The sequence below is a fragment of the Aquimarina hainanensis genome (assembly GCF_042684685.1).
In the GTDB taxonomy this organism is placed as follows: domain Bacteria; phylum Bacteroidota; class Bacteroidia; order Flavobacteriales; family Flavobacteriaceae; genus Aquimarina; species Aquimarina hainanensis.
Genome location: NZ_JBHULX010000002.1, coordinates 11,560 through 37,025, shown reverse-complemented (window position 1 = coordinate 37,025; position 25,466 = coordinate 11,560). Strand labels below are relative to the sequence as shown.

Here is a 25,466-nt window from a genome sequence, read left to right as displayed (position 1 = left end):
TATCATATGAGTACTATTTTGTTTAACAAGAACTTAACAAAAGTACTTCGCTGACACAAAAAGACACCTCAGCAATCAAAAAAGATACTTCACTTTATTTACGTTATCTATCGAAAGGATTCCCCATAGCTTTGTCATATATAATTAAAAGACCTCTTATGAAAACCTATATATCAGATATCTACGAGCGTGATTTTTATGAAGTAAAAAAATCGCTGGAAAAAGAAATAAATACTCAGTATTTAAATCTATACACAGGAAATCATATTGACCCTTCTCAGTCATTGCATTTCGAGCATATTGTATCCATGGATGATTTTTTATGTCTGTACAATGCTGCTATTCTATCTCCGGAGACACAATCCAGAATACTCAATCATCGAAAGAACATAAAATGTAATGTGATTACTCCTGAAAAAAACACTTCCCGATTTTCTATTGTGAATTGGGTTCTAAAAAAACTGGAACGAAAAAATGCCATTATAACTCCAGAAAAAAAAGGGAATGTATTATATAATGAATGGAAGCTAAGAAATGATACGTTGGATTTTATGGAAACTGAAATTCAAAAAGAGATTACAATTCTATCTAATTAATAAGACCAAAAAAACGAAATATAAAAAATAGAATCATGGTTATAATTGCCACTCGAATGATTCTTCGCACAAGGGGGTGAATTTTCATCCACCAGGTATTAAAATTACTCATAATGCGAATATACGTATTTTACTAATTACCTATTGATAATTTAATTTTTACGCTGATGGCTCTCAATACATGAGAGCTGTCTGTATTTTAACAATTTTCCTCCCAGATAACACTCTAAAAAAAATAGGTTGCTGTTTATAGCAACCTATTTTGACATGAAATCATTTAGTTCAAAAAAAACATTCAAGTTGTTTTCAAGAAAATGGACAAACCCCTTTATCCGAATACTAAGGTACTACATATTGATAATAAGTTGGTTATGGTAAAAACGCGTATTTTTTACTGTTCATCCGACAAAAACACACAATCATCGATAAAAATAACGGAGTAATGAAAGGATTTCCCCTACTATTTCCTTTTCACTATATCACTTTCCAAAGTAATCGTTAATCTCAAAAGCAGGTATTCTCCATAGCAAAACTGTTTTTTTAAAAACACCTTAGATCATTATGAACTAAAATTTTGTTACTTATTTTTTGAAGCTTTCAGCTCTCTGCATCCTTCCGAAGCCTGGCAAAAATATCCACATCTATAAAACGACCATTTTCTACTTCTGACTCTCTCATTGTCCCTTCATATTGAAAATTGATCTTCTGTAGTGCTTTCTTGCATTTTTCATTTTCGTGATCTACAAACCCTTCTATTCTATTGAGTCCCATCACATCAAATCCGTATGAAAAAATAGCAGGCATTACTTCTTTCATTATTCCCTGCCCCCAATAGTCTGGTAAAAGCCAAAAGCCTATTTCTGCTTTTTTATGAGTACTATCTGCATCGTTAAATCCTCCTGCCCCTACAAATTCTCGAGTATCTTTAGTGTATATACCCCACCATATTCCGGTATTATTCTCTAGCAGATCAGCATACCATTGCATTTGTTCTTTGGTTGCTTCTAAGGTCAAAAAGCGAACCCCGTAATACTTTATTACTTCTGGGTGTGATAACCCTCGATGTATATTAGCTATATCTGTATCCTCAATAACCCGTAATTGAAATCTCTTTGTTTCTAATAATTCCATTATCTGTTTTTATTATTCAATAAACCTTTCTTCTTCTCTGATAGTATTTTCTACTACAGATGTTCGCTTAGTCGCTTCCAGATTGGTGTAAAACCCTTCTCTTTTTATTTCCCAAAATTCTCCAAATACTGATTTATAGCAGATCGTTATATGGATATCTTTTGCTTTTTCAAACACCCACTTCATAACTTTTTTATTATTAGAAAAGTCTATTAATAAAATACTTCCCCCGGAAGATATCACACGGTTAGAAATCATTTCGTTGGTATGCCCTTTTCGAATCGTATCAGGAACTTCTAAAGCTGTGTATAATTCCTTCCAGTTCCTTGCTATTTCCCCTTTATACGTGATTTTTACCCCTTCTATAATTGCTGGACCCGTTCCTTTATTCGAAACCTCATATCTATACTCACTAATCTCATTATCATCATGAAAACTTCTCCCTGTATTAATCAAGACATATGGTCAGGCATTTGCCTTGGTTTGCTGTAGCAATATCTCTGTTTGTTCACTCATGATAGCCACCTGCCTCATATAGACAAACAAAGCTGCAAAGCTGGCGATTAATACTCCTATTGCAATTAAGAGGTTCGGATCTGTTTTCTTATTTCTCCCCATGGTGTAAGTAATTCTTTGTGACTAATGATTCTCAAACTTATACCACAAGAAATAAATTATTTTGATTCCCTGCAAATTCCCCTTTTATCTACCTTAATAAGACAGCACTTCTTTCTTATTGAAAAAAGATGTTTATTTTTTTAATCTCCTCCACAAGAAGCACAGGAGGAACATGATGAACACGAACTGCATGAGCTGCATGAAGAGAATGAAGTATCATCATTATCGCCCCAGGAATCAAAATCAAACCAGCTACTACTTTCTTCTCCTTCTGCCGTTACCGGCTCATCAAAAATATCTTCTCTTTCTTCAGAATTGATTGTATCATCTAAATATGACGAAGTTCCTTCTAGCTCTTCTTTATACCCCAAATACTCTCCTTTTTCAGTTTCGTAATGAGTATCGTGCAGGGTGACCCCGTGAGAATGACACATAGATGACCACAAATAACTATAGAACATATAGTCTGAAAATCCATAATATCCGGTATACATCCCTCTATATCCATTATCAGTTCTATGCGGTATAGCTGTTTTGGAAGTTATCTTTTCTTGCGGAATTACAATTTTTGATTTAATATCAATAATCGTATCTTCTATCCTGATATTTTTTTTAATGCTCAGAGAAAGGCGTTCTAAAAACTGCTCAAATATAGCCTGTTTCGACACTTTGTATTCGTTGTATTTCTGCTGAGAAGAAAATACCCCTTCTACGAGCTTACCGACCGCTTCTTCTTTTTTACCAACTGCATTAAATTCTTTTAGCAATCCAGTTACTTTTATTGTTATAGGATATGCTCCTACCTGATGAATCCTGCATATATCAGCTTCTATTAAATATTTATACTCCTTGTCTTCATGTTCCAGTACCATCGACAAAGTAGAAAAAAACATGGCCATGGATTCATCAATTCGAATATCATAGGTATCGAATGCTTCTTTTAAGTCATTTTTCTTCCCTTCTTCATCTAAATAAAAATCAATATCATCATGCGATAGGCGAATGATATTCGTGACCTCTTCTTTTATCAGGGCTCTGTTTAATTGCTGTAATATAGAAATGGCTGTAAAAGTTTCCCTTTCCTGTTTATCAGAGACCTGTCCTAAGGTCATAAAATAGAGCATTTTCCGAAATGCTTTTGTAGGTTTTACTTTTTCTATTTTAGTGAGTTGTAACGGGTCTATTTTTATCGTTCCTTCAAAATACATCTAACGCGATCGGTTTTAATTAGTACTGCAGCTTCCACAATTAGAAAGCATCCATTCTTTATTTGCTTCTTTTCCCCAAATATCCGCTGAAGGTTCTCCAAAATACAGAATATAATAACGGATCGTTTGCTGAAATCTATTGCTATTTTTTTTCGTATCGTCATCCGGGGTATGGTGAATGTACCTACCTAGCTTCTCTTCGCAAAAAGCTGTATACTTTTTGGTAAACAGAATAAATTCATGCCATGCCATATCGACCAAATACGATGGAGTAATCGGATGCCGAACAAGTGATACCAATTTTAAAAAACGCAATAATTCTGTTAATAATTCTATGGTTTCTATCCCATTCTCCTCAGAAAGAGGGTGCAATTTTTTCGACAGTAAAGGGAGTTCTTCATGTAACTCTTTAGTCCATATCGCTGTTTCCCTTTGTATTTCGTGATTCATAATAACCTCCTAACTATTTTGTCGAAACTCAAAAATAACAAACAGTTGGTGGCTTTTGACTATTTAAAAATATATTTTACTGAAAAGACAGAAAAAAATTACGGTACTATGGCATTCAGATACACATCGTTATTTTCTTCTTTCCATTGTAATTCAAAGTCTCCTGTATCAAAATAGGTTTTAAATAGCAACAGCATCTCTTTTTTACTTTTCTTTTTTATGTCAAAAGAACTGATTGTCACTTGTAGCGGAATGTTTTGTGTAATTTCGAATACTTTCCCAAACTCTGTTTCTCCATGCATATGCACAAGAAAAACCCCTTTCTTTACATACACAAAACGGATATGTGTCTCAATAAATAGTTCGTGAAAATAAATATATAATGCTCCGGGAGAGACAGCCTGTCTTTCTGATTTATCCCCTCCTCTCTTTTCTTCATAATCAACCTCGATATTTTCCAATGATTTAATATCTCTTTTGGGAATATCTTTTAAGGGGATATCCAGGCTTCCCGTATGAATTCTCACAGGGGTTCGCTTATCTTCCCTTACCTCAAGATGGTTATGGTCATGCTTAAAGACTGCTTGTATATCAATTAGTAATTGTGCGTTCTTTTCATAATCACCAGTAGGAATGCAAAGCTCCAAACAAGTACTATGTACTGCCAGCTCCTGAACGATTCCCTGATCAATTATTCTAAAAATATCTGTAGTCACTTTGTAGCCCAATTAAATATATTTCCCGAGAGAAAGGTCTGTTTTTTTTTAGGAAATGAATACGCTGAACAGGAGGCATATCGACTGTCGTGAATTCGTCTTTTTCAATAATACACTTTACATAAGAGATGTTTTAATAGCTAATCATCAGAGGAATGAGTTGGGGAGCTCTCTCTAATGATAATAAGCAACCGTATTATATAATGATAGCCTCCTTATAAGAACATAATTATTCTATTTCTTCTGTTTTTTTCCAAAAGAACAGGCTTATTCCTCCTGATAGTAAAGAGATAATAATCACTCCGGGGATTAACACCATATATGTTTCTGTTCTTGCTTCCGAATTATAGCTCCCAAGACGATATCCCAATTGTCCGAAAAGGACATATAAAAAGATGGCTACGAGTATAATCTGGATAATAAAATAGGCTATTTTTCCTTTTTCAGTTAATCTTTTAAAAAAGTATTTATCAATCATGTATTGGGGTTTAAAAAAAGGCACTATACCTTACATATTGGTCAACACTAAAAGTATAGCACCCTTTTGTAATTTCTTACTTACAGCTTTGTTCTTTTTCTTTATCCAAAAGGAAAACGGCATTGGTTCCCCATTCTTTGGTGAAAGCGTCGGCTGGAGTGAGTGTTGTCTTATCTTCGGATACATAAAACGCAAAATTTCCATTAGACGATACGGTTATTTTTGTTTTTCCTTTTTCGATAGCTATCGTATATGTTCTGCTTACTGAACTTACAGAAGCTTTTCCTTCGTCACATAATACGATCTCTTTAAGCAATGCATCCTCTTGCTGGTTTACATAAGTTCCATTTAACCATGCGACTGGCTGACTCTCTTCTGCGATCACTTCTGCTTTTTGATCTTGACCTGTTCCCTTTTTACAAGAAAAAACAAATACACTCACAACCATTAGTGCTGAAATCAGCAACTTTTTTTTCATAATTACGCTTTTTAATTTCTATGATTTCCTTAAAATGTTTCTAATAAATGCGGTGCAGTATTCCGGAAGACTCCATCCATAGTATTGATTCATCCTGTTACTTACCTGCTAAACTAAGGTACATATGTTTTTCTGCGAAAGGTATGATGAGTTGCTATTCGAAGTATCCCAGTTACTATTCGTTACCTCCTTTATGAAATGGAATGTTTTCCTCGATACCAGAACACTAAATGTATGATCCCCGGTACTCTTAATATAAATGTTTCGGGATTTACCCAAAAATCAAATGCCTTTATGTATATGAATCCCCAATAGACTTACATAGAAGTCGTTTATCGCTGACTCAGGCGTTTTTTTACCGCTACGCGTTTTCTTACAGATACCGGAATTTTCTCTTCATTAGACAAATAAAGAATCCCTTCTCTATCATAACTTTTTATATAGCGCTGATTTACTAAATACGACTGATGAACCCGAATAAACACTTCTTCTGGCAATAGTGCTGCATACTCTTTTAATGGTTTGGTAGCGACCACTTTTTTTCCATTTTTCATAAAAAAAGTGGAGTATCCCTGATCTGCCTGTCCATACATAATCTCCTCTATAGGCAGGATATGCATTCGCTGTGTGGTATTTATGGTTAGATTTTGTAATTGTTTGTTCTCCTGCACGCGTTTTAGTTGAGCTTCCATGGCATTTTTTTCTTCCTGTTTTTTTATTCTAAGGAGGGTTTCATGCAGTTCTTCGGGGTCTATCGGTTTTAACAAATAATCCAATGCATTATATTTAAACGCTTTTATTGCATATTGATTATAGGCTGTAATAAAAACCAGCTTAAAATCTCTAAAAGTCAATTGTTCCAACAGAGAAAAGCTATTGCCGTCTTCTAATTGTATATCCAGAAATACCAGCTCCGGTTTTCTTTCATCAATCAAAGAAATACCTTCTTTTATACTTGCAGCTTCTCCAATAATGGTCATATCTTCTTCAGATAAGAGAATTTTTAATCCTTCCCGAATAGAAGTTTCATCATCAATTAGTATTACATTCATATTGTTATAATGGGAATATCAAGTTTAACAATCGTACCTTTAGCTGCTTCTTCTGTCCCCCTATCTTCCACAACCAAATGCAACGGTTTTTTAATCTTTTTGGAAAAAATCTCTAATCGTTCTCTGGTAATTGCCATTGATAATGATTTTCTTCCTTTGTTTTTTTTCGTTTTGGAATATCCGATTCCATTATCCCGAACGGTACATAAAATTGTTTTTTCTCGTAAAGAAAATGTTATGGTAAGCAATCCTTCTTTGTCACCTGAAAAACCATGTTCTATCGCATTTTCTACAAATGGCTGAAACAACATCGGAGGAATCACATACTCTTCTTCTTCCAATTCATCATCTACTATAATTTCATATTGTAGCCGATTCTGAAACCGTAGCTTTTGCAGACTCAAATATGCTTCTAATGCATATAATTCTGTTTTGAAATTCACCTGATCTTCTCTCGAGTTTTCTAAAATAACCCGCATTAACTTAGAAAACTTAGCCAGATAGCTAGCTGCTTTTTTATTTTCATTTCTAAGTATGAATGTTTGAATTGCTGCCATACTGTTAAATAAAAAATGAGGATTCATCTGAGAGCGCAACAACCGTTGCTGTAAAGATAACTGCCGGGATAAGTCTCTGAATTTTATACTACGAGTATATAAAAAACCCGAGATAATTACTAAAAAAATCCCGATAACCAGCACGACAATCAATATTCTATTTTGCCTGTTGGCTAATTCCTGGTATTTGTTTTTCTCTTTTAAATGAGCTATTTCGGCATTTTTGTGTTTTAATTCATAAGAGGCTTTCAGTTTTGATATTTCCAGGAACTTCTTATCATCCATCAATTGATCTTTTAACACACTCTCCATATTAGCATAATACAATGCTTTTTTATAGGCTCCTCTTTTTTTCTGTATTTTCTGAAGCTCTCCCAACACAGTCACTTTTAACTGTAACTCATAGGTAGTATTCAGTACCTCTTTTAAAAAACGTTCTGCTACCTCATATTTTTTGAGTTTTATCATCACTGTACCGTAGTTAGAAATCAAACTATGAGTGGGGTTATCTGGTTTTATGTGAAGTGCTTTTTCAAAATAAGTCATCGCCAGGGTATCTTTTTCCATATTCATATAGGTTACTCCCATATTATTATAGGAATATGCAATACCAACGGTATCTTTATTCTTTAAACTTATTGCAATGGACTTCTGATGGTAATATAAAGACGAATCAAAAATTTTTCGCGATTTATACAGTATTCCCAAATTATTATAAATGGAGGATTCTCCCAGATCGTTTTGTAATTTTTTAAAAAGTATTCCTGCCTTTTTTAATTTCTCAAATGACATTTCATATTCCTCCATTCTGTAATGCAACTCTGCAAAAGCAGTTTGCAAATTCGGCAGGAAAGAGTATTGTTTTTCTGAAGCTTCTTGTTCGGCTTTCAGGAATAACTCATAGGCAACTTTATAATTTCCTCTTTCTACTTCTGTTTGTGCAATTAAATAGGTGAATTCTGTACTGTATTTTTTATTCCCTAGTTGATCTGCAATGCGTTTTCCTTCCTTATCATAGTGCAATACCGAATCTTTATTTTTCTCAAAAGACTTTCCAGTATTCTTATAAGCTTCTAATAATACAGTATCCTTTTTTTCCTTTTCTGCTAATATGGCGATTTGTTTTAAAACAAACCTATAATTAACCAGATCCTTTTTTTTCTTCAGTGTTTCCGCCTTTTTAGACAAATTTTCCAGCTGCACTGAATTTGTATCCTGAGACCATAGTGATATCCCGACACCCCCTATCCATATATATACCAGTATGATTCGAAAAATCATAGATTGTTTTTTTGAGAAAGGAAATAAGGCAAAAAAACAGACATCCGCTACATTACAATTGTTAAAGTAATACAAATCTGAAGTATTAAAAATTACATCCTCTCTATTTCTTCTATCAAATCTCTTATTTTTTTAAGAAAAAAAGCTTCATTTTTCTCAAAAAAACTTTTCAATTCGTCCTTTTTTTTTCCAAAAAGGTCACTGTTGTATTAACTTTTTTAATAGTGCCTTTCCTACAAAATCAAAATGATTCATCTCCTTGAATTTTCGACTATATATTGTGTCAAAACTGGTATCAAAAAATCTTAAAATCCAAAAATCACTTTCTTAATTTCGTGTTAATAACCATTCATTCTAACATTAAAACCAACTTAAATGAAAAGAATTTTATCTATTACATTTAGTTTATTATTGCTTCTTTATTTTGATGTCCATGCGAACTCCATAGACAGAAACACGGCGATTAAAATTGCCAATCAGTGGATTGGTTCTCAAACCCCTAACAGCAAATCTGCAGTAAAAAAAGAAGTACAAACCATTCAGGAGGTTCAGTATAAAAACACCTTGGTATATTACATTATCACCTACACCAATGGAGGGTTTATTATTATATCAGCTGATGATACAGCCAAACCTATTTTGGGGTATTCCAACCAAAGTATACTGGACATTTCTGTAGAAAACCCTGCTATCACTCAATGGCTGGATAACTACAAAAAGTATGTTTACCAAAGTATCGAGTATTCCAAAACTTCTAAATCCAATAACAAGGATAAGGGTTGGGAATTATTAAAAAACCCAGTATCCAGACGAAAAACCAATGAAGTTCTTCCATTCATGGATGATATCTTATACAGTCAGGGAGCAGGTTGGAACAAACAATGCCCTGAAGATGGGGAAGGTAGAGACGGTCATGCTCTTGTAGGTTGTGTGGCTACAGCTATGGCACAGGTTATCCGATATTGGGAATTTCCTAAAACAGGTCGTGGATCCGAAACGTACAATCACTCTAAATACGGAGCTATTTCTGCCAATTTTGGAGCAACCACATATAATTGGCAGCACATGTCTAAAAGTCGTCCTGATCAGGAAAATGCAAAGTTGTTATTTCACTGCGGGGTCGCTGTAAACATGAACTACGGGGCAAAATCTTCGGGAGCATACACTCATGATGTGCCTGGTGCTTTAAAAACGTATTTTAAATACGATACAGCTGCGAGACTTGTAAACAAGTACAACTACTCTCAGCAAGCATGGAGTGATTTAATGAAAAAAGAACTGGAAGAAAGAAGACCTGTCTTATACTCTGGAAGAAGTACACTGACTAAACCTGCCGGACATCTGTTCGTTCTGGATGGATATCAGATTACTGAACAGGGAGATTATTTTCATATCAACTGGGGTTGGGGAGGAAGAACCAACGGATATTTTTACCTCAACAAGCTGATTACTCATAACGGAGATCACAATTGGGTAAAAAGCAATGCTGCGATTATCAATTTAAAGCCTGCAAACATCCCTCCTGTTATCACTTCTTCTCCATCGACAATTCTCAAAACAACAGAGATATACCAATATCCTATTCAAACGTTTGACGAAAATGATGATGCTGTTTCTATAGAAATAACAGAAGGACCTTCCTGGTTACAAATCGAGCAACACAATGCTCAATACATACTCGAAGGGACTCCTCCTGAAACTGCAACAGGCGTTCATAAAGTAGTATTAAAAGTTAAAGATGCCGCTACTGCTACTACGCAGACATTTTACCTTCAAGTACTAAAAAAAGGGACATCTGTAGAACAGGTAAACATCGATTTTACCACTGGAGATTTCTCCCAGGCTAATTTTTCATTTGGAGGAAATAAAAAGTGGATCATTACAACAGACAATGCCCGCTTTCATGCTTCATCTCCCGAAATTGGAGATAAAACCAGTACTTCGTTAAGCATGACCGAGACATTTGCGCAAGAAACCGTTTTAAGTTTTGACTTCAAAGTGTCTTCTGAAGAGAAATACGATTACCTAAAATTTTATATCGATGGTAAAGAAATTTCTAAATGGAGTGGAGAAGTTCAGTGGAATACTGTAAGTTACCTTATTCCCGAAGGTACCCATACCATTATGTGGTCATATGTAAAAGATGATTCTGTAAAGAAAGGGGCCGATCGTGCATGGATTGACGTTATCCGTTATATAAAGCCTGGTACTCCGGGTACAGATACTTCTGTTATTGATTTTGAAACAAAAGACTACAGTCAGGCTGCATTTTCTTTTAAGCACGGAACCTGGGAACTTGTAGATACGCATTCTCCATTTGGCTATAGCTCTAAATCAAATACAATCACTGATAATCAAGAAACCAGTATTTCCATATCAAAAGATTTTGCTACCAATACGGATATGCATTTTGACATTAAAATATCTTCTGAAAAAGATTATGACTATCTGATATTTATGGTTGATGGAAAAGAAGAAAAAAAATGGAGTGGTATTTTTGACTGGCAACGTATTTCTTTCTCTATCCCTAAAGGAAGCCATACGATAAGCTGGGTATATAAAAAGGACTATTCTGTCTCTAGCGGAGAAGACGCTGCCTGGATCGATAATATCGAATTCACATCTCATGCAAGTAAAAATGCTATTACAACTGAATTCAATCAGGAGAAAACCAATGTTTCTGCTAAACAACACACGAAACTTTATCAAAACTATCCAAATCCTGTTAGCACATATACAGATATTCAATTTTCGCTAGCTAAGCAAGAAATGGTTACACTGGAAATTGTAGATTTCTCTGGTACAAAAATAGCAACCGTATTGCATAAGAATCTGGCAGAAGGAACATATCGTATTGCTTATGATGCTTCAAAACTTACAAAAAACATGTATTTTATTCGATTAATTACATCTGAGAGCATATTGACTAGAAAAATGATTGTCAAACAGTAATCAATCGAAAAGGTAAGATCTCTTCACAAAGGGATCTTACCTTATATTCCTGATTACTATTAATATGTTTATACGAACAAAACCGATCTTGTAGACATCACCTAAACAAATATTGAACTCCCTATACAGATTTTTTTTTAGTCTATCAGGTATAAAAAATATCTCTGGGTATGTGGTTGGGAGTCACACAGAGAAAAACCTTTGAAGAAATATTTCTTCAAAGGTTTTATTAAAGAACGTGGAAAAAAATTCCAACAAACAAGGCAATTATTGTTTTACAAGCCGATAATAACTCGTCTTGTTCTTATCCAGTTGTCTCCTTCTAATTTTAGTATATAAATTCCCGGAAGAACTACTGGTACTGTATGCATATAGACGGTAAGTTTATTATTTCCCTTCTGATAAGGCTGCTCCTTAAACGTATGGATTTTTCTTCCTGACAAATCATATAAGGATGTAGTTATCTTTCCATATCCATTCATCAAAGCATCTATAATCAGGGATTGATTTCTGTTAATTTTTGTAGGATACACCTTCATTTTAGCAATTCCGCAATCCCCAATAGTAACAACGACTTCATCTTCCACCTTGCAACCGTTATTAGTCAAGACTACCGAATATGTTGTAGTTTCGAAAGGTTGAACTATAATCGTCCGGGTTGTTTCTCCATTAGACCATAAGATATCTCCTTCTCCTTCTACTGTTAATACTGCCTCATCTCCCAGACATATTGTCTGATCCTGACCTGCATCTATCGCAGTATCTTGATGCATTATTGCTACAGTATCTGATGCCTTACAATTGTTGCAATCTGATACAGTTACGGTATAAGTTCCCGGTTCATGAACACGTATCGACTCCGTACGTTCTCCGGTAGACCACCTATATGATAGGTTAGTGTTGAGCTGTTTTACACAATCCAGATTTAAATGAAAATCACCAGACCAGCCATTGGATCCTTTTATCCAAAAAGAGCTTCCTAATTTATTATGCACTCGTTCATTCGTATTCGCTCCTTTCCCTATTTGTGCAGGACCTCCTTTTTTGGAAATGTTCATATAAAATCCACCTCCAACTTCTTTAATATAGCCAGTAAAATCCCAAAAATATATCCAGTCCTTAGTATGCAAGGTGCCTCCACAAGCATTCTTATAAGGTTCTTTATATGAATACTTTTTCTTCTGCGTGAATTTTACTTCTACCTTATAGCGCTTTGAATTCCTTACATAACCTGTTAGTATAGCTGTTCCATCTCCATGATCAATTAATTTCAGGTTTTCGTTCCTCATTACTTTACGCTCTGTAATAGAAAAGAAAAAGAAGTTTCTGGTCTTACTAATATCTAACACTAGTGGCTCCCGCTTTCCTATGCAAGGACTTGTATTAATCACTTTATATTCACTACAACTGTCACATTTTGACATTCCGGAAACGGCAGCAGTAAGTACGACTGTATCATCTTCACACAATCCCTTATCTCCATTTATTTCTACGGTTAGTTCGCAATGTGCATTCGTCCTTTTTTCTACTTTATCAATACCTGGCAACAGTTTTCTTCCGTTAACTTCATCCCTGTCTTCCTTATGAAAGCTTGATAAAAGAAAGATAATAATGAATAGGGTACTTATCGTATATAGGGAAGAAAGTCTTTTTCTGCTAATTTTTTGTTTTTGTATCATATAACTTTTTTTTGAAGTTATAGACCAATTACCCTCCGGAGTCCTCTGTATAAAATGATGTATTTCCTGATTTGTGAAAAGAGAAAACTACGTGGATAGTCACAGTGTTACTAGTATAGGTATTGATCGAATAAACTAGAGTTTATACTTTATACCTAACATAAACGTCACTGAGAAAACCGAAAAGTAATTGACTATAACATTGGGTTAATTCCTATAAACACGCATATTTACTACTGCTTACCTAGTGGAATTGTACCTTCAGTTAGTGGATACTTATAATCATAGATTGGATGGTCGTACCTAAAGGTGAGTCCGGGAATCCCAAATAATCCTGCTTTTGCATACAAGCCTATATTTGCTTTAATTCCTCCAAACCAACGAATAGACGCTTCTCCGTCAGTATTAGCACTGACACTTCCTTCTGCATAGAGCCCTGCTCCTCCTTTAATACCAACTCCCAGTGATCCGTAAAAAGATGACTCGAATCCTGCCGATAGTATTAAAGATGCATCAAATCTCGCGCTTGCTGTAACAGGCTTGAATCGTATTCCTGATGAATTCACATCGTGAATAAATTTCCAGTTATTGTTTTGATAATGCATTCCTTTTTTGACAGTGATAGTTCCTTGCAATCCCCCTGTTATAGAAGCACTAACACTTCCATTTGCATCTATTGTAACATCTAATGTATGCGTTACAACTACGGGAATCCATCCTGCCCAAAAAGTAGTGGGTGGTAAATTAATTTTTGCAACTGGTATGGAATGACTAAATAAGCTATGACTTACATTCCAGGTCAGATCCAAGTTTGTGGTTTTTTTAAAGGTTACAACACTTTTAAACTCTTGCAGAGATCCAAAAAACACTCTTAATTTTAAATCCAGCGAAGGCTGAATTTTTACAGATCCATTAGCTTTAATCTGATCATGTGTTGTTGAATGATTTCCATCTGCATCATAAATCACACGATTGAGGTTAATGTTAAATGATCCTAAAGAAATATTTTTCTTAGTTCCATCAGATACCAACGAGTAGGTAACTACATCTCCATTACTTGTTTTAGTTACATAATCTTTTTTAAAATTATTGTAATTATAAACTGTTTTGTAATCTGTATTCGGAGTTAAGTCATTTAACTCAGCTGATACTGTTTCGACAATCGTTTTGGAATTTGTTTGACGTACACTTTTGATTTTTCTCAAAAATCCTTCGGGAGCCTTGTCTATCTGCCCTGCAACCATATATTCTAACTTCTCAAAGTCAATATCGGCATCTTTGCTAAATTCGATATAATCCGGGGCTACCTTTAGAATAAACTTGGCTTTGGGATCGTTATCATTAAAAACAAGCGATACTTCTTTCTTGTCCTTTTGATCTTCATTCCTAAGTGCATTGTTACTCTCCTCAATATTGTCTTTTGAACATGAAAGTATTCCTATACTTAACATGATGAAATAAAGAGTTTTTTTCATAATTAGTGGGGTATTAAATTAATAAATAAAAAAAACTGTGACTATCCATTTACATCATGAAGCTATTTTGCTTCAATCCTACAGAAAAGAATCGAACATTTTACAAAAATGGGTTGATTTGTTATTTAGTGAGCGTAAAATTGTTTCAATAATTATCTGATTTAAATGAATTTATAGCGAATGTAAATCAAAAAGCAGAAACAAAAAAAGGATCTTTCGACGATCTACACACAAAACCCGACAAAACAACAAACGTTAACACAAATTTATTAGAAACATTAAAAATATTAACATTTATTTTGTAGAATAAACAACCAAAAAAAGAAGATAACCATCTATAAATTAATGCTTACCCATAAAAATTAATCTCATATCTATACATTTAAGGCCTTGTATTAGAAATATTTTAGTGTGTAAACAAACTGTCTGCGTCATGGATGTCTACGTATAAAAGTATGGGATTTACTAAAAAAAGTTATTTATTCTGCTAGTAACTCATCTAGGACTTTTCTCACGGTACTACTATTCCAATCTGCTGCTCCTACTTTATCTATAACAATATTTCCCTTTTTATCAACTACATAGGTCGTCGGAAATTTTTCTCCATTAAAAGGGTGAGGAGTTTGGGAAAGCGATCTATAAATTGGGTAATTATAATGCTTATCATTCATAAACTTATGCAACTCCGGATCATCATCTGTGGTCACAAACAAAAACACTACTTTATCTCCATAATCAGTATACAGTTTCTGTAATGAAGGCATTTCTGCAATACAGGGAGGGCACCATGTTGCCCAATAGTTTAGTACAATAACCTTTCCTTCTGCAGTTTGCATATTGATTGATTCTGTATTAACTCCATGCAATTTCCAATCGTAGCTATTAATTTTTTTTCGCTCATCTACCTGAACAACTGAAGGACTAAAAGAAAAAATTCTGGTCAAAACAATCTGAATCATTCCTCTGGTAGAAGGAATAAAAAACAATACTAAAATTATTACAAAAATTATATTGGTAATTTTGTTTTTATCTATTTTCATATGCTGTTGTTTATAAGCTCTTTGATTTTCCCAAATAGCAATCAGACAAATCTACTGCAAATTAATAAAGCGCAATCAAAGATTACGCTTTATACTAACAAAAAATAAAGAAAATTATCTCGATACAGTTCCTGAAGGAAAAGAAGCTGCATTAAGACCAAATGGATAATGTGTAGGTGCAGTTTCTGTTCCTGCTGTTCCTACTAAAGGTTTTAGGAGAAAAGGTGCTGGTGAATTGTCTGGGAACGGCTCTACTGATATAACAACCGTCTTTCCTCTTACATCCAGAGGAAAAGTGACTCCTTCTGGTGCATTTCTAAAGAAATCTTCTCCAGGGATTGGAGGACCAAAAGATTCTGTTCCACTAAATCCTTCTGGGCTTCCTGCATTATCGTCTGCTTCATTAACCGCCGTAAAAGTTCCTGTAGATAAGGGACCATTTTCTGTAACTACCCATCCCTCATATTTCCATCCTGCATTTAGGGTAGGTAAATTTAGAGTTGCTAATGGAGGCATTGCCGGTTGTCCAAACCAAACTCCGTACTGATCGTTCATATTATTGGCAGTTCCCGAAGCTTCATCTGTTGGAGAACGAAGGAAAAAGTCTCCGGAAGAAGTAGCAAAATCTCCTTCTGCTACAGGTGCAAGTGATACTGAAGCAGTATTCCCTGATCCGAATTCTGCCAGTAATAATTTGGTATCTGCTGGTGCAGGATCTGAATCTGGATCAGGCTCTATCGTCAATACAAACGCAGTAGCTGTCTCCAAGGATGTTTTAGTTACTTCAAAAGCTTTTTGAGACAATGCCCCTTCTCCATCTACCGAAAATGTTCCCGTCGATACAGGTGCTCCATCCACTATTATCCACCCCTCATACAGGTATCCGTCTCCCAAATCCTCTAATCCCTTAAGATCTATATTTAGATTTGCTACATTTGAATCTGTTCCGGAATTATCATCATCATTATTACATGATGAAAGCATAACTCCCAGAGCAATCGCTCCAATCATTACTTTTTTTATCATTGCTTTTTTATTTTTAAATTACAATGTAAAAGTAGGAAGCTTACTCTTCACCAAATGTTAGCTAACTAACACTATGCTACATTTTTTAGCCTAATTTCTTTTCTATTAAAGTCTATTACCTGTGATTCTTTTAACTCATTCATAATAATGTTAAGTGTAGGTCTGGAAGTTCCGATTAAACTGGCAATATCTTTTTGTGTATAGGGGTGTTCTATGACCATATCTCCTGTATCAGGACAGCAATGACCATAGTCTTCTTTTAACTCATTAAAAAACTCTAGAAGTCTCGTTTTTGTATCTTTAAAAAGAAGTAACTCTAACCTTCTTTCTAATCTTTTAAAACGCATACCAATAAATTTATAGACCTTCAGACTAAAGGTCTTATTATTTCTCATTAGTTCATGCATCGTATTGACACTTATCGCACATATAGCTGTCGTATTATCTACGGATTGTGCAAACTCTGTTCTTCTATTCTCTCCCAGAATTGCTTTTTCTCCAAATACTTCTCCTCGCGTCAAAATACATTTTATCACTTCTTCTCCATCTTCTGAATAATAGCCTATTTTCACTTTGCCATCTTCAATAAGATACACTTTGCTTGCCGAATCTTCTTCAAAATAGATATAATCATTCTTCCGATAGGCATCTATCTTGTGATTTTCCCTGAAGTTTTTATACTTATGAGGACAAAATATTTTAAAAAGATTGGTGCTTTCAAAAAACCAAATAGTACTCATAATGATCTTTTTTGGGGTTAATTTTTATTGTATTGTCGAGAATTGCATCATGATCTTACACAAATCCCTTATAAATTGTTTGCTAACACATTCCCTAAACGTTAAATTCCTCATAACAATGTATATTAAACCACTTAAAATTTAATTATTTTAACATTTTTAACAATAATTTTTTGAATACTTAACAATTTTAACCCCTATAACAATAAAACCACACACTTTCTCTTTATTGCATGCTAAAAAACAAAAAGGCACCCATATGAATATAGATACCTTTTTCTATGCAAAGTCACTTATATTACTGAACTCTTTCTCTTATTTCTTCTAATGAATACTCACGCGTTAACTTCCCATTTTTGAACACCGTTTCCAGCATCCCTTTTCCTTCTTCTTCTTTACTACACTGATCTTTTAATTTTATTCTTCCGTTTTCTTCATATAGATGAATCAATCCCTTTGCTGATTTTTTAGTTCCATCATCTGTAACCGGGTCTTTAAAAATTTCTCTTCCTGCTCCATCAATCTCTACATAAGTGGCTTTCATTGCAAAACCAAACGTATCACGAGTGTTATATTGATATGTAAAGCTTCCAATTCCTAATACCACATTCGTTGAAGCAAATCCTTTTCGCTTAAGGCGTTTGCATATTTGAGTCGCTCTTTCTATAGTGATACTATCTCCGTATATAGCGCCTACTTTAGGATGTAAAACTTTATATCCCTGTTCATTTATACTCCCCCCGAATTCATCCCATAATAATTCTATAACTCCTTTTGCTATAACAGGATTATCATGCTCACATCCACAAATAATATCTACAGGATCTCCTGAATCCGGTCGAATTACCAATTTCCCCTCTCTATTGAGAATTTGCTCTTTTAAGACTGGTAAGTACTCTGTCAATACCTTCCATAAATCCCAAGTATCAGAAACAACTGATAAAATCCCTGTTGGGTAGGTCTTTAGTAGCCTTTGAAAAGTTCCTATTTCATCATCTTTACTCCCCGCACACATAACACTATGTTCTGTTGCATTCACACTACCGATCACTAATTCCTTAGTCACATCAGCATTATAATAGGTCTCAAAAGCTTTCGCAACCGGTACTGTATCACTACCGCTAAAAGACAAAGCGTGTCCCATACCGCTTATGATTGCAGATTCTGAACCGGACATTCCTCTCATAGAAAAGTCATGCCCCTGCCAATCTACAAACCCTATCTGATCCTTATCGGTTTCCTGAGCATATTTTATCAATATTTTTCTGTATTGTTTTGCAATGGTTGCGGACGTACATGGTTGCCAAATAATTCCAGACAATAATGTTTCCAAATAGTTTGTCAACCAAAAAAAAGAAGGATCGGTATTAACAAGTGTAAACATCGGAACTCTAATCGGCACTTCTGTTCCTTCAGGTACCGCTTTTATTTCTATTGGTAAATATCCTAAATCATGTAATGAAGCTATGTGAGATACATCTGCATCAATTCCCAAATAATGATCAATGTACTTTTTATACTCACCGACTACTTTTCCTTTGTCCTGATTAAAAAAGTACGTATCAAATTGCTTTAGTAAATATTCTTTGATGAAATATTGCAACCCAAAAAACACAACAGTATCCACTCCTTCTATCCTGCTTTTTCTTGGAGTCCAGTTGGAATAAACTAACGTTGTCTTTTCCGGATATTGATCTTTGTGTCCTAATTTATAACCGTCTGTCAGTAGTAGTGGGTTCATAAAATTATTTGTTTTGCGTTATTTATACGCAAATATAATATACCTACATAAATTACACAAATAATTTAGCTATTAATCTCTGAAGTATATACACTCGTCTCTTTTTAAGAGAAAAAAACATATATTTATATACAATTATATACATAATTTGTTGTAAAAAAGAAAACAAGGTTTAAAAAAACAATAAATTATATAAAACTATCATTATGACTTTAAAAAAAGGCGGTTAAACCACATATACACTTCGTTATCAAATAATTACCTTTAACCATCTCTTAAAACCCTAGTGTACATGAGCGTTATTACTAAACTATATTACGATGATAAGCAATTAAATGTCATAGAGTATCGATTAGCATTTAAACAAGAAATTGATCATAGTGGTAAGCCTTCAACCAAGCCACAATTGAAAGGGTTGTATGTAAAGGTTGAATACCCGCAAGACAGTGAGATTCTCGACTGGATGATTACTCCTTCACTTACCAAACAATTACAACTAAAAATAAGCTCTGCCATTATTGGCAAAAAAACCAGAACCATTGAATTTATTGATGCGCATTGTGTGGGATATAAAGAACAATACAAAGAAAAAGATTCATATCCCATTACTATTGATCTGGAAATTACTTCTGGAGGAGTCATTGACGGAGCTACCGAATATTCGGAATACTGGAGAAAAACCTATCCTACTGATAACACTTCTATAACTACACGAGAAGCTATTGATACTTCTCCTGAGTTTATTACTTCTTATTATGTAGATGAAAACGGGAATAAAATATCTGCTCCCACACTTGGAGAGACTGTTTTTCTCATTGCCGAATCAAAGAACATGATCGGAGAGACTGTAGACATAGAATTGGGAGATCTTACCGGGGCATTTGAATACAACGGAAGTGTATTAACCCAAAAAACATTAGAAAACATTGTTATTGACAGCAATACAATGAAAATAAAACTAAAAGCAGTTAATCCGTTAGAAAACTAAGTATCATGGCAACAACTATTATCCTGAAATCAAATCCTGACACACAGATTTCCTGTCCTTCTCCAATTGTATCTGCTCCGGAAAGAAAATTTATATCCAGTACGGGAAATCGTTCGATTTTTATTACTTTTTCGTATGATAAAACCTCTTATGGAGCTGTTTCCCGGGTAGGCACCCAGCAATTAATTCTACATCATCAGAATAACAGTCGATATTTTGTCTACAAACAGGATCAAAAACACAAAGTGATTTACCGGAAAGAAGAAACCACTATTGCTACAGGAGTTCTTTATAATGGAAAAACTACGACCACAAAAGAAGTTACAGAAATTATTGAGCACATTTATGAGGTAAAACGAACTCCTATCAAATTTCCTCTTACTGATTGGGAAGTATTCGAAAAAGAAGAGCTTATACTCATTGAAAAAAAAGTACTTAAGCGTTCGAATAAACCTCAACGTATTTCTTTAGGCAATACCCCTGAGGATTACAGAGAATATGTAGCTGCAGTAACAAGTTTTGTAGCAACTGGTTATCAAGGCGAAGCATTATCTGTCGCAGAAGCCTTTGACAAAAAGTTATTACAACCCGTTGCTTCCGTATCCGATGCTGCTACCGTTATAAGTACTGTAGCTGCTGCATGGGGAGTACGAACCAAAAATCCAGTAATAGCTACTGCTGGTACTGTTTCTTCTATTGTAGGAGGAGCTACCTGGATTATCATGTATAAAGGAATGGGGCTCTCTCCCCAGGATTTGGTGTTTTTATTCCCTAATTACGATTATGACATCTACCCTACTGGTACGTATAGCAATCATTACCTCAACAAATCATCTATGCTAAACACCCCTAAATGGGGTATTAAAAGCTAACGGTATGATTACGTATATTGTCCAATCCATCGCCATAATAAGTATCAGCTATCTGCTTATTACCAAAAGAAAAAAAATAAAAGGAATCTACCTGTTCAATTGTATCCTTTTACTCATTTTATCTACGGGCTTTTTATCTATGAAAATATATAAAGATCATATAAAGGATACAGCAGAACACCCCACAATTCATTCCTTATACCACAATAGAACACAGAAAGGACTCTTTGACCTGGCAGCTCCTTTACAAAAAACATCTTTGATCCGTACTTCTGAAAACGACTCTATCATTCTTAAAGAATACAGAAGGCAGGCTCCTTTTTTACAAAAGGTAACGTTTAACAAAAAAACAGGAGTAGAAACCAATACTTTTATTCTCAGCTACAAAGACAAAGTCCCTCAACAGTTATCTATATCTTATAATCATTATACCAATAACATCGCCAAAATAACCCGACAAAAAAGAAATATTCCCTTTCGCGAGTTATATACTATCCTTCGCACCAATGGGCTACTAACCAATGATACTATTATCTATGGTACTACTCTTAAAACGATTACACAATAGTCACTTATTACTTTACTATTTTAATATCTACCGAAGTTCTCGCTTGCCATCCGGTAATATCCGTAACTGAAATCTGACAGTGATAGTCTCCTACATCAATATCTTCCCCTAGCTGCACTTCATGAACAATTTCATACGATTTCTTACCTGTTTCCAATGTGTTATTCTTCATATAAATCATTGGTTTTACAGGTTTTTTTATAGGACCCAGTGTACATTGTGCTCCCTGATCATCATGCGTATGATGGTCAAAATTATGATGAATATCAATCCCATAGGAAGCTAATTCTTTGTTATCCGATACCTTTACTCTAATCGTATAGCGTTGTCCTCTTTTTAGTTCTGTACATGATTGAGGAAACCCATTATCATATTGTAATGTAATGGTTGGTTTTTCTTCATCCCGTTGTTCATCATCACTGGAACAGGACAGTAAAAAAGTAAAAAATAATACTATAAAAACAGGGGAAACAATTCTTCTCTTCATCTTTTTTTCTTTAAAAAAAGAAACACATTCCGGAATAGGGGGCAACTAAAGTCCGGAACATGCTTCATTACTCGGGTGGTTATTTTGCTTCAATTTTAAAAGGAACAGAAAGTTTTACTCTTTCTTTCTCGCTACTCTCTTTAACATAAATATTCAACCAATAGCCATTTTCAGGAAACTCTACATTCATCGGTAATTCATATACTACTTTCGGGCTTACTTTGCCTTTGTATAAATCCGCTGGTAATACTACATTTATCTTATCCCATTTTCCTGGTGCTACATTTTGCCCTTCTCTCCACTCTTCAAACCATAATTCATACGCTATTTCATCAACAGTATTTGCTCCAGAATCATATGTAAACTCTGTAGGTAGTGACACACTCCCCGCAGCTAAAATAGACTGTTCAGCTACTTTTGTACCGAAAAACTTCTGAACAATCTCAAACTCTTTGGTGATTACACTTTTAGACTTATCTTCTTCTATAACTGTGATTTTTAACTTATAAGTTCCTTGTGCTACTTTTATTTTTGGCTCATACTTATTGTCTGGATCAAAATATACATGGTAATGAATATGAGGATTTAATTTTCCCTGATAGTCACTACTCAAAGGAATCAAGTGGTCTTTCACTTCCCAGGCTACTTCACCTTCCTGCATGTTTGGGGTAGAAACCGGAGTGATATCCAAATAGATCTTATCTACTTTTTTAGCTCCTTCATAATCGAATTCCATATGGACATCAACATTGGATCTAGGTACTTTATAAGCGGCATTTCCTATCTCTATACCGGAAAAACGCTCTGCATTTTGATTCTCGTCAAATGTATTTCCTCCATCATCGTCATTACTACAAGAGGTGCAAAACACAATACTGAGAATCAGAACTGATAAAAATTTAATACTTCTTTTCATTGTTTACTAGATTTAAAATATAATTGATAAAAGGTTATTTATTGGTATTATTTATAGGTAGGTTAATTGAAACTGATACGTTTCTTCCAGGCTCTGGAACATCAATTAACCTATAAAAACTGGTATGATCAAAATACCTGGTATTGAACACATTATTGATTTTTAGAGAAATGGATATGGGATCGTATTTTCTAAAAAACTGAAAAGACGAGCTCCATGAAAGATCTACACGCTGATATCCAGCTGTTTTTTCTTCGGGAGGAACAATTTCATCTTGTGATGCTGCAATTTTAAACGCTGTTTGCAATACTGATTTCTTAACCAAACGCGTATCTTTAAATTGGTAGGAAGCAGTTAACATTCCTGATAAAGGGGGAGAAAATGGTAGGGTAAAATCTTTTTTTGCTCCGCTCATTTGTCTGGAAAACACATATGCTCCAGAGATATCTAAAGTGATATTAGGTAATGGCTCTACGGATACTGAGACTTCTCCTCCCATTCTAAAAACCTCACTCTGTGTATATTCGTATATCTGTAAGGTTTCATAATACTCGGAAGTAGGGTTTAAATAGATATAATTGTTAAAATAGTTGACAAAAGGACTTATCGTCAGCTGACAGTTATTATGTTCCCGTTCAATACTGACATCTAACTGATAGGCTTCTTCTGCTGATAAATCAATGTTCCCTTTCTCATATCGATACATGTGATAATTAACCCCATCTGAGGCTAATTCATTGGCTAATGGCATCCTAAAACTTTTCCCTATATTAATTTTATAGGTCATTTTTTTATGCAAATAACTAAGCCCCAAAGAGCCACTAAAATTTCCAAACGTCTTATTCTTTTTGAAAGCTCTTTGCAGATTAACCTGTGTTTGTACTCCGGTTTCATCTGTTATTGGCGATTGATACCAATCAAAATATTCTTTGGTTTTTAGAGTTCCATAGTCATATCTTATACCTGCCTGCAAATGCAGGTTATTATGAATTTGATATTGATCATACGCGTATGCTCCTATAGAAAAACGATCATATTCAGGGATCAGAAACCCCCATCCTCCTATATTATTATTTTGGTATTCCAGATTCGTTCCGATATGGATCTTATGCACATCAATGTGTTTCGTATACCCTCTCCCGTTTAGTGAATAGGTATTTTTCATAAACTTTCTTTCCAATGTAGCTGGAGGTTTTGGCATATAACCATGAGGCACCGGTTCTGAATGCTCTTCTCTGTCATTATGCTGAAAGCCTGCTTCTATTTCTATATCGATATGTTCTCCATGAAAAAGTGTATTATTTGTTATTTTTAAATGATTTACACTGTGATATGGCAAATCAATATCTCTGTTACTTTGATCATAATCAATGGAAGAAGCCCTAACTTCCAATCCATGTGCGTTTGCAAAAAAACCATTCTTTGCATTTACATTACTAATCATCAGAGAAGACGTCAGACGATCAGAAACATACCCTGTTATAAAACTGGCATTTTTTTCTACTCCTGCAGTATTTCTCAAATATTGATCCTGAAGCTCGAAAATGTAATTCTCATAGTATATTCTATCAGTTGGCACCTTATAATCTCCATAATCTCTATAGGTGAACCTACCTCCATAATACCAATGATCGTATCGTTTCTGAAGTCCTATTGATCCTCCTAACAAATTGGTGTTCGTTTGTGCCAATAGGCTTATTTCTCCCTGTAGTTCATTTTTTTTCAATATTGGAGGAGGCAAAATGTTGACCACTCCTGCTATTGCATCCGACCCATACAATAAAGATGCAGGTCCTTTAATAACCTCTACTGCATTAATTCCGTATTGATCGATTTCTAACCCATGATCACTCCCCCACTGCTGGGCTTCGTGTTTTATTCCGTTCTGTACCACCACAACTCTATTGAATCCCAGTCCCCTAATAACAGGTTTCGACATTCCTGTTCCGATACTAATGGTACTTACTCCCGGAATTTTTTCTAACGTTTTCATCAAACTATTTTCTCTATTGGATTTTAGAAACTCTTCATCAACAACTGTAGATACCATTGGGATTTCTTTTCTTTTCCGTTTCTCGGTCTTACCGGTAATCAACACATTATCCAGTATTTCTGAAATGGTTTCCATCTCGATTTTCAATACTGTATTTTTTGAAATATCTATTGATTGTTTTTCTGTTTTGTATCCCACGTGGGAGCATTCCAAAATGTATTGCCCCTCTATTATTTCCTTAAACCGAAAGTTTCCATGGATATCAGATACATGGTACTGATTATGAAGCTTTACAGTTACATCTGCAATAGGTTTCTTCGTTTCCTTATTAAGGATTTTTCCTTCAATAGTGTATACTTGCTGACCATGCATAGATATGCATAGTAACAGCATCGCAATTCCTGCGATATAGAATTTCTTCATG

Annotated in this window: 24 protein-coding genes; 5 read left to right on the top strand and 19 right to left on the bottom strand. The window is 34.6% G+C overall.

Annotated features, from left to right (window positions below; genetic code table 11):
• The first annotated feature begins 158 nt into the window (after positions 1-158).
• On the top strand, positions 159-596 hold the full coding sequence (locus tag ACFSTE_RS02930; RefSeq protein ID WP_176029315.1) for a hypothetical protein: 438 nt from the start codon (positions 159-161) through the stop codon (positions 594-596).
• Between the two features lie 597 nt (positions 597-1,193).
• On the opposite strand, the gene ACFSTE_RS02925 is transcribed toward ACFSTE_RS02930, so the two are convergent.
• From ACFSTE_RS02925 to ACFSTE_RS02880, 10 genes are all read right to left on the bottom strand, one after another.
• Entirely contained in the window at positions 1,194-1,727 is a 534-nt protein-coding gene (locus tag ACFSTE_RS02925; RefSeq protein WP_378256337.1) for a GNAT family N-acetyltransferase, read from the bottom strand.
• A gap of 12 nt (positions 1,728-1,739) precedes the next feature.
• Complete coding sequence (locus tag ACFSTE_RS02920) at positions 1,740-2,183, bottom strand: hypothetical protein (protein WP_378256339.1); 444 nt, start codon at positions 2,181-2,183, stop codon at positions 1,740-1,742.
• Positions 2,184-2,192: 9 nt separating this feature from the next.
• Positions 2,193-2,345 carry a hypothetical protein gene (locus tag ACFSTE_RS02915; RefSeq protein WP_378256341.1) on the bottom strand — a complete coding sequence of 51 codons (153 nt, stop codon included), beginning with the start codon at positions 2,343-2,345 and terminating at the stop codon, positions 2,193-2,195.
• A 140-nt stretch (positions 2,346-2,485) separates the two neighbouring features.
• Positions 2,486-3,553: a hypothetical protein gene (locus tag ACFSTE_RS02910; RefSeq protein WP_378256343.1), complete on the bottom strand. Its 1,068-nt coding sequence runs from the start codon at positions 3,551-3,553 to the stop codon at positions 2,486-2,488.
• 15 nt (positions 3,554-3,568) lie between these two features.
• A complete protein-coding gene (locus tag ACFSTE_RS02905; RefSeq protein ID WP_176029312.1) occupies positions 3,569-4,003 on the bottom strand; it encodes a glycine-rich domain-containing protein in 435 nt (144 codons plus the stop codon).
• Positions 4,004-4,101: 98 nt separating this feature from the next.
• Entirely contained in the window at positions 4,102-4,719 is a 618-nt protein-coding gene (locus ACFSTE_RS02900) for a hypothetical protein (RefSeq protein WP_378256345.1), read from the bottom strand.
• Positions 4,720-4,948: 229 nt separating this feature from the next.
• Positions 4,949-5,197: a hypothetical protein gene (locus ACFSTE_RS02895; protein ID WP_378256347.1), complete on the bottom strand. Its 249-nt coding sequence runs from the start codon at positions 5,195-5,197 to the stop codon at positions 4,949-4,951.
• A gap of 76 nt (positions 5,198-5,273) precedes the next feature.
• The gene (locus tag ACFSTE_RS02890) at positions 5,274-5,675 is read right to left on the bottom strand and encodes a hypothetical protein (protein WP_378256349.1); all 402 of its coding nucleotides are present in this window, start codon (positions 5,673-5,675) and stop codon (positions 5,274-5,276) included.
• Between the two features lie 332 nt (positions 5,676-6,007).
• Entirely contained in the window at positions 6,008-6,727 is a 720-nt protein-coding gene (locus tag ACFSTE_RS02885; protein ID WP_378256351.1) for a LytR/AlgR family response regulator transcription factor, read from the bottom strand.
• A complete protein-coding gene (locus ACFSTE_RS02880; RefSeq protein WP_378256353.1) occupies positions 6,724-8,565 on the bottom strand; it encodes a tetratricopeptide repeat-containing sensor histidine kinase in 1,842 nt (613 codons plus the stop codon). The genes ACFSTE_RS02885 and ACFSTE_RS02880 overlap by 4 nt, the downstream gene beginning before the upstream one ends.
• Positions 8,566-8,940: 375 nt before the next feature.
• Here ACFSTE_RS02880 and ACFSTE_RS02875 point away from each other — a divergent pair, with 375 nt between their 5' ends.
• Positions 8,941-11,517, top strand: coding sequence for a C10 family peptidase (locus ACFSTE_RS02875; protein WP_378256355.1), 2,577 nt, complete (start codon positions 8,941-8,943; stop codon positions 11,515-11,517).
• 275 nt (positions 11,518-11,792) lie between these two features.
• Here the strand turns inward: ACFSTE_RS02875 and ACFSTE_RS02870 are convergent, their stop codons facing one another.
• The 6 genes from ACFSTE_RS02870 to ACFSTE_RS02845 form a co-directional block, all read right to left on the bottom strand.
• The gene (locus ACFSTE_RS02870; protein WP_378256357.1) at positions 11,793-13,196 is read right to left on the bottom strand and encodes a T9SS type A sorting domain-containing protein; all 1,404 of its coding nucleotides are present in this window, start codon (positions 13,194-13,196) and stop codon (positions 11,793-11,795) included.
• 233 nt (positions 13,197-13,429) lie between these two features.
• A complete protein-coding gene (locus tag ACFSTE_RS02865; RefSeq protein WP_378256358.1) occupies positions 13,430-14,671 on the bottom strand; it encodes a hypothetical protein in 1,242 nt (413 codons plus the stop codon).
• A 479-nt stretch (positions 14,672-15,150) separates the two neighbouring features.
• Entirely contained in the window at positions 15,151-15,711 is a 561-nt protein-coding gene (locus ACFSTE_RS02860) for a TlpA family protein disulfide reductase (protein WP_176029303.1), read from the bottom strand.
• Positions 15,712-15,825: 114 nt separating this feature from the next.
• Positions 15,826-16,737: an anti-sigma factor gene (locus ACFSTE_RS02855; protein ID WP_176029302.1), complete on the bottom strand. Its 912-nt coding sequence runs from the start codon at positions 16,735-16,737 to the stop codon at positions 15,826-15,828.
• Between the two features lie 71 nt (positions 16,738-16,808).
• Complete coding sequence (locus ACFSTE_RS02850; RefSeq protein WP_176029301.1) at positions 16,809-17,477, bottom strand: Crp/Fnr family transcriptional regulator; 669 nt, start codon at positions 17,475-17,477, stop codon at positions 16,809-16,811.
• 298 nt (positions 17,478-17,775) lie between these two features.
• Positions 17,776-19,218, bottom strand: coding sequence for a nicotinate phosphoribosyltransferase (locus ACFSTE_RS02845; protein ID WP_176029300.1), 1,443 nt, complete (start codon positions 19,216-19,218; stop codon positions 17,776-17,778).
• A 292-nt stretch (positions 19,219-19,510) separates the two neighbouring features.
• Here ACFSTE_RS02845 and tssD point away from each other — a divergent pair, with 292 nt between their 5' ends.
• Genes tssD through ACFSTE_RS02830 form a run of 3 tightly spaced genes read left to right on the top strand, consistent with a single transcriptional unit; the run spans position 19,511 to position 21,646 of the window.
• Positions 19,511-20,206 (top strand): type VI secretion system tube protein TssD, encoded by a 696-nt coding sequence (tssD, locus tag ACFSTE_RS02840; RefSeq protein WP_176029299.1) that lies wholly within the window; start codon positions 19,511-19,513, stop codon positions 20,204-20,206.
• A gap of 5 nt (positions 20,207-20,211) precedes the next feature.
• Positions 20,212-21,078 carry a hypothetical protein gene (locus tag ACFSTE_RS02835; RefSeq protein ID WP_176029298.1) on the top strand — a complete coding sequence of 289 codons (867 nt, stop codon included), beginning with the start codon at positions 20,212-20,214 and terminating at the stop codon, positions 21,076-21,078.
• A gap of 4 nt (positions 21,079-21,082) precedes the next feature.
• Positions 21,083-21,646, top strand: a complete 564-nt coding sequence (locus ACFSTE_RS02830; protein ID WP_378256362.1) for a hypothetical protein — start codon at positions 21,083-21,085, stop codon at positions 21,644-21,646.
• A 7-nt stretch (positions 21,647-21,653) separates the two neighbouring features.
• Here the strand turns inward: ACFSTE_RS02830 and ACFSTE_RS02825 are convergent, their stop codons facing one another.
• The 3 genes from ACFSTE_RS02825 to ACFSTE_RS02815 form a co-directional block, all read right to left on the bottom strand.
• On the bottom strand, positions 21,654-22,133 hold the full coding sequence (locus ACFSTE_RS02825) for a DUF4625 domain-containing protein (protein ID WP_176029296.1): 480 nt from the start codon (positions 22,131-22,133) through the stop codon (positions 21,654-21,656).
• 79 nt (positions 22,134-22,212) lie between these two features.
• On the bottom strand, positions 22,213-23,049 hold the full coding sequence (locus ACFSTE_RS02820; RefSeq protein WP_378256364.1) for a hypothetical protein: 837 nt from the start codon (positions 23,047-23,049) through the stop codon (positions 22,213-22,215).
• Positions 23,050-23,083: 34 nt separating this feature from the next.
• Positions 23,084-25,465 (bottom strand): TonB-dependent receptor, encoded by a 2,382-nt coding sequence (locus ACFSTE_RS02815; RefSeq protein WP_378256366.1) that lies wholly within the window; start codon positions 25,463-25,465, stop codon positions 23,084-23,086.
• Position 25,466: the final 1 nt, after the last annotated feature.

Excerpts from the sequence above, each read along its gene's own strand:
- ACFSTE_RS02895 (WP_378256347.1), bottom strand. The coding sequence starts at position 5,197 with ATGATTGATAAATACTTTTTTAAAAGATTAACTGAAAAAGGAAAAATA.
- ACFSTE_RS02845 (WP_176029300.1), bottom strand. The coding sequence starts at position 19,218 with ATGAACCCACTACTACTGACAGACGGTTATAAATTAGGACACAAAGAT.
- ACFSTE_RS02885 (WP_378256351.1), bottom strand. The coding sequence starts at position 6,727 with ATGAATGTAATACTAATTGATGATGAAACTTCTATTCGGGAAGGATTA.
- ACFSTE_RS02870 (WP_378256357.1), bottom strand. The coding sequence starts at position 13,196 with ATGATACAAAAACAAAAAATTAGCAGAAAAAGACTTTCTTCCCTATAT.
- ACFSTE_RS02815 (WP_378256366.1), bottom strand. The coding sequence starts at position 25,465 with ATGAAGAAATTCTATATCGCAGGAATTGCGATGCTGTTACTATGCATA.
- ACFSTE_RS02910 (WP_378256343.1), bottom strand. The coding sequence starts at position 3,553 with ATGTATTTTGAAGGAACGATAAAAATAGACCCGTTACAACTCACTAAA.
- ACFSTE_RS02855 (WP_176029302.1), bottom strand. The coding sequence starts at position 16,737 with ATGATAAAAAAAGTAATGATTGGAGCGATTGCTCTGGGAGTTATGCTT.
- ACFSTE_RS02820 (WP_378256364.1), bottom strand. The coding sequence starts at position 23,049 with ATGAAAAGAAGTATTAAATTTTTATCAGTTCTGATTCTCAGTATTGTG.
- ACFSTE_RS02925 (WP_378256337.1), bottom strand. The coding sequence starts at position 1,727 with ATGGAATTATTAGAAACAAAGAGATTTCAATTACGGGTTATTGAGGAT.
- tssD (WP_176029299.1), top strand. The coding sequence starts at position 19,511 with ATGAGCGTTATTACTAAACTATATTACGATGATAAGCAATTAAATGTC.
- ACFSTE_RS02835 (WP_176029298.1), top strand. The coding sequence starts at position 20,212 with ATGGCAACAACTATTATCCTGAAATCAAATCCTGACACACAGATTTCC.
- ACFSTE_RS02930 (WP_176029315.1), top strand. The coding sequence starts at position 159 with ATGAAAACCTATATATCAGATATCTACGAGCGTGATTTTTATGAAGTA.
- ACFSTE_RS02860 (WP_176029303.1), bottom strand. The coding sequence starts at position 15,711 with ATGAAAATAGATAAAAACAAAATTACCAATATAATTTTTGTAATAATT.
- ACFSTE_RS02865 (WP_378256358.1), bottom strand. The coding sequence starts at position 14,671 with ATGAAAAAAACTCTTTATTTCATCATGTTAAGTATAGGAATACTTTCA.
- ACFSTE_RS02850 (WP_176029301.1), bottom strand. The coding sequence starts at position 17,477 with ATGAGTACTATTTGGTTTTTTGAAAGCACCAATCTTTTTAAAATATTT.
- ACFSTE_RS02830 (WP_378256362.1), top strand. The coding sequence starts at position 21,083 with ATGATTACGTATATTGTCCAATCCATCGCCATAATAAGTATCAGCTAT.
- ACFSTE_RS02875 (WP_378256355.1), top strand. The coding sequence starts at position 8,941 with ATGAAAAGAATTTTATCTATTACATTTAGTTTATTATTGCTTCTTTAT.
- ACFSTE_RS02890 (WP_378256349.1), bottom strand. The coding sequence starts at position 5,675 with ATGAAAAAAAAGTTGCTGATTTCAGCACTAATGGTTGTGAGTGTATTT.
- ACFSTE_RS02825 (WP_176029296.1), bottom strand. The coding sequence starts at position 22,133 with ATGAAGAGAAGAATTGTTTCCCCTGTTTTTATAGTATTATTTTTTACT.
- ACFSTE_RS02880 (WP_378256353.1), bottom strand. The coding sequence starts at position 8,565 with ATGATTTTTCGAATCATACTGGTATATATATGGATAGGGGGTGTCGGG.
- ACFSTE_RS02905 (WP_176029312.1), bottom strand. The coding sequence starts at position 4,003 with ATGAATCACGAAATACAAAGGGAAACAGCGATATGGACTAAAGAGTTA.
- ACFSTE_RS02915 (WP_378256341.1), bottom strand. The coding sequence starts at position 2,345 with ATGGGGAGAAATAAGAAAACAGATCCGAACCTCTTAATTGCAATAGGA.